This window comes from Xanthomonas hortorum (assembly GCF_024339125.1).
Lineage (GTDB): Bacteria > Pseudomonadota > Gammaproteobacteria > Xanthomonadales > Xanthomonadaceae > Xanthomonas > Xanthomonas hortorum.
Window position 1 is genome coordinate 1,984,978 of record NZ_CP101417.1, and the last position, 7,523, is coordinate 1,992,500.

General features: G+C 64.4%; 7 protein-coding genes (1 of these 7 running past the window's edge). 4 read left to right on the plus strand and 3 right to left on the minus strand.

Annotated features, from left to right (window positions below):
- Window positions 1-16: 16 nt before the first annotated feature.
- Complete coding sequence (gene pyrE / locus NMB96_RS08315) at window positions 17-676, minus strand: orotate phosphoribosyltransferase (RefSeq protein WP_043889512.1); 660 nt, start codon at window positions 674-676, stop codon at window positions 17-19.
- A gap of 127 nt (window positions 677-803) precedes the next feature.
- Between pyrE and NMB96_RS08320 the strand changes: the two genes are divergently transcribed.
- From NMB96_RS08320 to NMB96_RS08330, 3 genes are all read left to right on the plus strand, one after another.
- Window positions 804-1,604: an exodeoxyribonuclease III gene (locus tag NMB96_RS08320; RefSeq protein ID WP_043889511.1), complete on the plus strand. Its 801-nt coding sequence runs from the start codon at window positions 804-806 to the stop codon at window positions 1,602-1,604.
- Window positions 1,605-1,674: 70 nt separating this feature from the next.
- Entirely contained in the window at window positions 1,675-2,970 is a 1,296-nt protein-coding gene (locus tag NMB96_RS08325) for an AmpG family muropeptide MFS transporter (protein ID WP_023905457.1), read from the plus strand.
- 58 nt (window positions 2,971-3,028) lie between these two features.
- Window positions 3,029-3,256, plus strand: coding sequence for a hypothetical protein (locus NMB96_RS08330; protein ID WP_023905456.1), 228 nt, complete (start codon window positions 3,029-3,031; stop codon window positions 3,254-3,256).
- Between the two features lie 258 nt (window positions 3,257-3,514).
- Here the strand turns inward: NMB96_RS08330 and NMB96_RS08335 are convergent, their stop codons facing one another.
- Entirely contained in the window at window positions 3,515-4,657 is a 1,143-nt protein-coding gene (locus NMB96_RS08335; RefSeq protein WP_023905455.1) for an anhydro-N-acetylmuramic acid kinase, read from the minus strand.
- Between the two features lie 74 nt (window positions 4,658-4,731).
- Complete coding sequence (locus NMB96_RS08340) at window positions 4,732-6,150, minus strand: M23 family metallopeptidase (RefSeq protein ID WP_023905454.1); 1,419 nt, start codon at window positions 6,148-6,150, stop codon at window positions 4,732-4,734.
- A 170-nt stretch (window positions 6,151-6,320) separates the two neighbouring features.
- On the opposite strand from NMB96_RS08340, the gene tyrS reads away from it, so the two are divergent.
- A protein-coding gene (tyrS, locus tag NMB96_RS08345; RefSeq protein WP_023905453.1) for a tyrosine--tRNA ligase crosses the window boundary here: on the plus strand, window positions 6,321-7,523 show its 5' portion. It continues 9 nt past the right edge of the window; only the first 1,203 of its 1,212 coding nucleotides appear in the window; the start codon lies at window positions 6,321-6,323; its stop codon lies beyond the right edge, outside the window.

A 7,523-nucleotide genomic window follows, 5' to 3' on the forward strand; every position in this document is an offset into this window, starting at 1 on the left:
CCCCTGTCGCCTGCCGTCAGCCTGTGGTGTCGGTGCCGTAGCGGCCACGATAGGCCAGCAACGGTTCCCGGAAGCCCACAAGGTCGGTGTTTCCTGCCGCAAAAGCAAGCAAGTCGCCCAGGTTGGCCACCGCAATCACCGGGATGCCGGCCTCGGCTGCCACCGCCTGTGCGGCCGAGCGGCGATCCTGTTCGGAGGCGATCTCCTGCCGGTCCAGCGCCACCACGATCCCGGACGGAGTGCCGCCCGCGCCGCGGATGATGCCCAAGGCCTCACGGATCGCGGTGCCGGCGGTGATCACATCGTCGACGATCAAGACCTTGCGCCCCTCAAGCGGCGCACCGATCAGGCTGCCGCCCTCGCCATGCGCCTTGGCTTCCTTGCGGTTGAACGCCATCGGCAGATCGCGCCCGCGCCCGGCATAGGCGCAGGCCAGCGCGGTCGCCAACGGGATGCCCTTGTAGGCCGGGCCGAACAACAGATCGAATTCCACCCCGGCCGCATCGATCGCATCGGCATAGCACTGCGCCAGCTGCGCAGTCTTGGCGCCCGAATCGAAGCGACCGGCATTGAAGAAATACGGGCTGAGCCGCCCGGACTTGAGCGTGAACTCGCCAAAGCGTAGGGCATCGGCGCCCAGGGCCAGCTGCAGGAAACGGGTGCGGTGGTCGGTCATGGTTAGGAGATTGGGGATTGGCAATTCGGGATTGGAAAGCATAGCGGATCCTACCTTGCGTCATCCGCTGATGCGGTACGCTTTCACGCATCTCCAATGTCCATTCCCGAATCCCGGCTCTTCATCTATGCGCATCATCAGTTTCAACGCCAACGGCCTGCGCTCGGCCACCACCAAGGGCTTCTTCGAGTGGTTCGCCACCCAGGACGCCGACGTGCTATGCGTGCAGGAGACCAAGGCTCAGGAGCATCAGCTGGCCGGGCCGAAATTCCTGCCTGCCGGTTACAAGGCCTGGTTCCGCGATGCCAGCACCAAGAAGGGCTACAGCGGCGTGGCGATCTACAGCAGGCATGAGCCCGACGAAGTGCGCACCGCGCTGGGCTGGCCCGAGTTCGACGAAGAAGGCCGCTATATCGAAGCGCGCTTCGGCAACCTCAGCGTGGTGTCCTTCTATATTCCGTCCGGTTCATCGGGCGAGTTGCGCCAGGGCTACAAGTTCCAGGTGATGGAATGGCTGCGGCCGATCCTGGACGAGTGGCTGGCCAGCGGCCGGCAGTACGTGCTGTGCGGCGACTGGAACATTGTGCGCACCGCGCTGGACATCAAGAACTGGAAGTCCAACCAGAAGAACTCCGGCTGCCTGCCTCCCGAGCGCGACTGGCTCAATGGCCTGTGCGCCGACGCCCCGGAAGAAGCCAACGCCGCCAACGGCCGCGGCTGGGTCGACACGTACCGCGTGCTGCACCCCCAAGGCGAGGATTACACTTGGTGGAGCAACCGCGGCGCCGCGCGCGCCAACAACGTCGGGTGGCGCATCGACTATCAGCTCGTCACCCCCTGGATGCGCGACAAGCTGCAACGCTGCGCGATCTACCGCGAACAGCGCTTCTCCGACCACGCCCCTTACATCGTGGATTACGCGGAGTGAGCCAGAAACCAACATTGGCTTCCGAAAGGCAAGGCCGGCATCTCGCCGGCACCGCTCCGGGCCTGCACCCATGACCAAGTCTGCATCCAATTACAAAGGCTGGCGTGGCATCCGGCACGCCTTCGCCACGCCATCGGCGGCGACCATGGCGCTGCTCGGTTTCGGCAGCGGCTTGCCGTTCTTGTTGATCGCCTCGCAGACCCTGTCGACCCGACTGCGCGATGTTGGCCTGGACCTGGGCAGCATCGGCCTGATCAGTCTGGCCAGCTTCTTCTACCTGCTCAAATTCCTGTGGGCACCGCTGATCGACCGCTATGCGTTCCCGCTCACCGCGTTTCTGGGGCGCCGTCGCTCCTGGCTGCTGGTGGCGCAGATCGGCGTCACCATTGGCCTGTTTGCGCTGGCATTCTCGCGCCCGGACCTTAGCGTGACTGGTCTGATTGGCTGGGTCTTGTTCGCCTCGTTCTGGGGTGCCACCCAGGACTCGGTCGTGGATGCCTACCGCATCGAAATCGCCCCGGATGCTGCGCAAGCTGCGCTCGCGGCAACCTACACGCTGGGCTATCGCATCGGCCTGATCCTCGGCGGCGCGGGCGCGCTGTACATGGCCGAATATCTCGGTTGGACATGGGCGTACGTAGGCATGGCGGCGCTGATGCTGCTGCCGATCGCCACCACCTTGCTGTGCCGTGAGCCCGACCGCCCCGAGGCCACGGTGGTGCGCCGCGTCGATGTCGCCGGTGCGTTCTGGCAGCCGATTTCCAGTTTCTTTTCCAGCAATGGCCTGACGCTTGGGATCGTGCTGCTGCTGTTCGTGGGCTTGTACAAGTTCCCCGACCAAGTCATCGGCGTGATGGCCGGGCCGTTCTATTTGGACTCGGGTTTCACCAAGGCCGACATTGCCACCGTCTCCAAACTGTTCGGCGTCTGGATGGGGATTGTCGGCGCCTTCGCCGGCGGTGCGGCGTTGGCTGCGTTCGGTTTCCGTCGCATGCTGCTGGTCGCCGCCTTAGGCGTGGCGCTTTCCAACCTGGCTTTCCTGCTGATGGCGCACAACCCCGGCAAGCTGTGGGCGTTCTATGCCGCGCTCAGCGCAGACAATCTGTTTCAGGGCTTCGCCGCCACCGTGCTGGTGGCTTTCATGTCCTCGCTGACCGACCGCAACTTCACAGCCACCCAGTACGCCTTGCTGGTCTCGCTGGCCAACCTGCCGGGCAAGTTCGCTGGCGGCGTTTCCGGTTTTCTGGTCGAGGCAACCTCGTACAGCACCTTCTTCATTCTCAGCGCCCTGACCGTGATCCCCACCCTGGCACTACTGGCCTGGCTGTGGCCGCGCCTGCTGGCGCACGATGGGCGGCCGGATTGAGACGTCCGCCAAGGTTTCCGATGATGTCCGTGGGGCAGCGCAGTGTGCGAGGCAAGGCATGACCGATCTGGTATTACGTGACATCGATCCATTGCTGGTAGACAGGATCCGTCGCATCTCCGTCGCACGCGGCTGGACCCAGCACCAGGCCGTGATGCATCTGCTCGAACAAGGCCTGTTCGCCAGCGAATACGAAGTCACCGGCGGCCTGCAACACCCGGAAGTCGATGCCCTGGCCGAAGCGATCGCCGCCCTCAAGGCGCTGCCGGCGGGAAATCATCCCTAGCACTGCACAACGCTCAGCCAGCGTTGCCTCGCGTGTGAATCCACCCGGCGCGACGATGATGTGCAACTGCGGATGGCTCGGTCAAAAGCCATGCACATTGCCGAGAAGGGCTCAGGCTACGGCACTCGCCGGATAGACCGCACACATCATCGCCGCACCTGATTAGTTGGTTGAGCGCTGGTGAGAGTCGCCAGATGCAAGGGAGAGCATTTCAAGAAGCGATGCCGGTGGCATCCGGATCGAGCCGATGCAGGCCGCTTACGCCGGATAAATCGCCCCCAACAATCGCGGCCCCGCCGCCCCGGTTACCGACGGTAGATTGGCCGCACGCCCCGCGATCAGCTCCGCCGCCAACCACGCAAACCCCATCGCCTCCAGATAATCCGGATCCAGCCCATGCTGCGCGCTGGATTCCACCACCACGCCCGGCAGCCGTGCCGCCAATCGCGCCATTAATACCGGATTGCGCACCCCGCCACCGCACACCAGCACCCGGCGGGTGTCGGGCTGCAGCCGCAACAACGCATCGGCCACACTGGCCGCAGTGAGTTCGAGCAGCGTCGCCTGCACATCGGCCGCAGCCAGCGCCACGTTTCCTAGGGACTGCATCGCCTGCAGCGCCCAGGCCAGATGAAACTGCTCGCGCCCGGTGCTCTTGGGCGGCGCCAGCGCAAACCACGGGTCGGCCAACAACGCCTGCAACAGCGCGACATCGACCTGCCCACTGGCAGCAAATACCCCATCGGCATCGAACGGCGTGCCGTGATGCTGTTGGCACCAGCTATCCAGCAACGCGTTAGCCGGGCCGGTATCGAAGCCCAGCACCGCGCCATTGCGCGGGATCAGTGTCAGGTTGCCGATGCCGCCCAGATTGAGCACTGCACGGTCTTCGTCGCCCGCGCCCAGCATGGCCAGATGAAACGCCGGCATCAGCGGCGCGCCCTGGCCACCGGCGGCCACATCGCGGCGGCGGAAATCGGCCACCGTGGTAATGCCGGTGTGCTCGGCAATCCGGCTGGCATCGCCAATTTGCCAGGTGAAGGCCGGATCGGCCTTGGGTCGATGCCGAATGGTCTGCCCATGCGAGCCGATCGCCCGAATGCGCCCACGCGCAATACCGCTCTCGCGGATCAATTGATTGGCAGCGGCTGCAAACGCCAGCCCCACCTGCGCATCCAGCTGCCCAAGCGCATCGATGGCGATCACTTCGGCGCCCTGGCCCAGCATCACCAGCGTCTCGCGCAGCTGCGGCTCCCAGGCCACCGTCGTGCCGGCAACCAGTTCGCAGCGGCGGTGGCTGTCGTCTTCGAAGCGCACCAGCGCGGCATCGATGCCGTCGGCACTGGTGCCCGACATCAGGCCCATATAAAGCGGGGATTCCAGGTGTTCCAGAGCAGACATGCCAGAGCCAGTTGCGCAGCGATCCAGCAGCTTGTGCAGCCGGGGCAGGGGCCGTCAACCAGCCCCGCACCCACTCAACCGCGCGGCTTGCCCTTGGCAGGCTTGGCGGCGTCGGCGTAGATCAACTTCTCCATGCCTTCGATACGCGCCAGCGCCGGCGCCGTCTGCGCACGGAATGCGGCCAGCTCGGCGCCTTGTAACGGTTCCGGCGGCGGCATGGTCACCGACATCGGGTTGCGCTGCTGCCCGGCCACGCGGAATTCGTAATGCAGATGCGGGCCGGTCGCAAGACCGGTCATGCCGACATAGCCGATCACCGTGCCCTGGTTGATGCGCTGCCCCGCCTTGACCTTGCCGAAGCGCGACATGTGCCCGTATAGCGTGCTGAAATTCCTGCCGTGGTCCAGGATCACCACATTGCCGTAGCCGCGCTGGGTACCGACAAACACCACCCGCGCATCGCCGGCCGCCATGATCGGCGTCCCCGACGCTGCCGCGTAATCCACACCTTTATGCATGCGCATCGTGCCCAGCACCGGATGCCTGCGTGCGCCGAAGGTCGAGCTGATGCGGCTGTAAGCCACCGGCATACGAATGAAGCTCTTCTTCAAGGGCCGGCCGGTGATGTCGAAATACTCGGCCGGCTTGCCGGCACGCTCGAAGCGGAAACCGGTGTAGGTCTTTCCGCCGGTGGTGAAGGTCGCCGCCAGGATGTCGCCGGTGTTGATCCGCTCGCCCTCGCGCCAGGTCTCATCCATCACCACGCTGAAGCGATCGCCCGGTTGCAGATCCTTGTCGAAGTCGATGTCGTACTTGAAGATCTCGTCGGTCATGATCGCCACCGCTGCCGGCGACAGGCCCGACTTGCCGGCCGAGGCGTACAGCGAGCTGCTGATTTCCCCGCTTGCCACCACCGTGCGCGTGGTCGTTGCCCGCTCGGTGACGTTCTCACGCACGCTGTCGCCCAGCAGGCGCAGCTCCACACGGTGGCTGTCGTCGCGGTCGAAGCGCAATGCGCGCAGCTCGCCCGGCGTGGGCATATCGAAGGCGATCTCGGCGCCCGGGCGCAGCTTGGTCAGCGCCTCCTTGGTGCCTGGATGCGCCAGCACCTGATACATCACCGTGGTCGGAAGTCCCAACTCGCCGAACAGGGTGCTCAGCGTCTGGCCCGACTTGACCTGCACGATTTCCCAATCGGTACTCGGCGCCAGCTGCTTGCGGCTCGGCACCAACGGCGGCAGCGGCAACGCCAGTGTGGAATGGCTGGACAGCGGCGTATCGATGGCGTTGGAGAAGCCCGGCACGATCGTGGCCACCAGCGCACCGATGGTGGCGAACAGGCTGGCGTGGATCCAGTGACGGCGCGTCCATTGATCGTTGAACGCGGCCGGAAGATGGGCCTTGAGCTTGCGATGCAGGGCAGTGTCGTGGAGGACGTGGAGGCGTTCTTGAAAGCGCCGCTTGCGTGCACGGCCCTGCTCTGAGTTCTGCATCGTTCAAATTCCTCGCTGGCTCGAAGTGCGAGCCCAATCGCCGGTACCATAGACAGCCTGTAACAGCGCGTCAAACCATTGAGCCTGTTCAACATTTTCATTTGGCGCGGAATTAACCCGCGTTTAACATCGTTCACGTTTTTGACGGCAAGCGCCGCTGGAGTCTGTGGTTGGCCACTATCGAAGAATCCCTCGCACTCATCGGCCGCGGCGCCGAAGAGATCCTCAAGCTCGATCAGCTCGAAGCACGCCTGAAGTCGGGCGTCCCGTTGCGAGTAAAGGCCGGGTTCGATCCCACCGCGCCGGATCTGCATCTGGGCCACACCGTGCTGCTCAACAAGATGCGGCAGTTCCAGCAGCTCGGGCACCAGGTGATCTTCCTGATCGGCGACTTCACCGGAATGATCGGCGACCCCAGCGGCAAGAACGTCACCCGCAAGCCGCTCAGCCGCGAAGACGTGCTGGCCAACGCGCGTACCTATGAGGAGCAGGTCTTCAAGATCCTCGACCGCGAGCGCACCGAGGTGCGCTTCAACTCCGAGTGGTTCGGCCAGATGAGCGCCGCCGACATGATCAAGCTGTCGGCCCAGCACACGGTCGCGCGCATGCTCGAGCGCGACGACTTCGCCAAGCGCTTCAGCAGCCAGCAGCCGATCGCCATCCACGAGTTCCTGTATCCGCTGGTGCAAGGCTACGACTCGGTCGCCTTGAAGGCGGATGTCGAGCTGGGTGGCACCGACCAGAAGTTCAACCTTCTCATGGGGCGCGGTCTGCAGGAGCACTATGGCCAGGCCCCGCAGGTCGTGCTGACCATGCCGCTGCTGGAAGGCCTGGACGGCGTGGCCAAGATGTCCAAGTCGCTGGGCAACTACATCGGCATCAACGAGCCGGCGATCGACATCGTCACCAAGACCATGAAGATCGGCGACGAGCTGACCTGGCGCTGGATCGATCTGCTCTCCTTTGATATCAGCGTTGCCGAGGCCGCACGTCTAAAGGAGCAGGTCGCTTCCGGTGAACTGCATCCGCGCGAGGTCAAGCTGCGCCTTGCTCGCGAACTCACCACACGCTTCCACGATGCCGCTGCTGCCGAGCAAGCCATCGCCGGCTGGCATGCCGTGGTGACAGGGCAGGGCGACACCAGCCTGTTGCCGCTGCAAGAAGTTGTCGTGCCTGCCGAGGGGCTACGTATCGCCAGTCTACTCACCGCTGCGGGCCTGACGCCGAGTAATTCCGAAGCGACGCGCAAGCTCAAGGAGCGAGCGGTCAAGATTGACGGCGAAGTGGTCGAAGACCTCACGCGTCAATTCGGCCCAGGCTTTGAAGGCGTCATCCAGGTAGGCAAGCGTAATTTCGCCCGTGTGGCGCTGGTC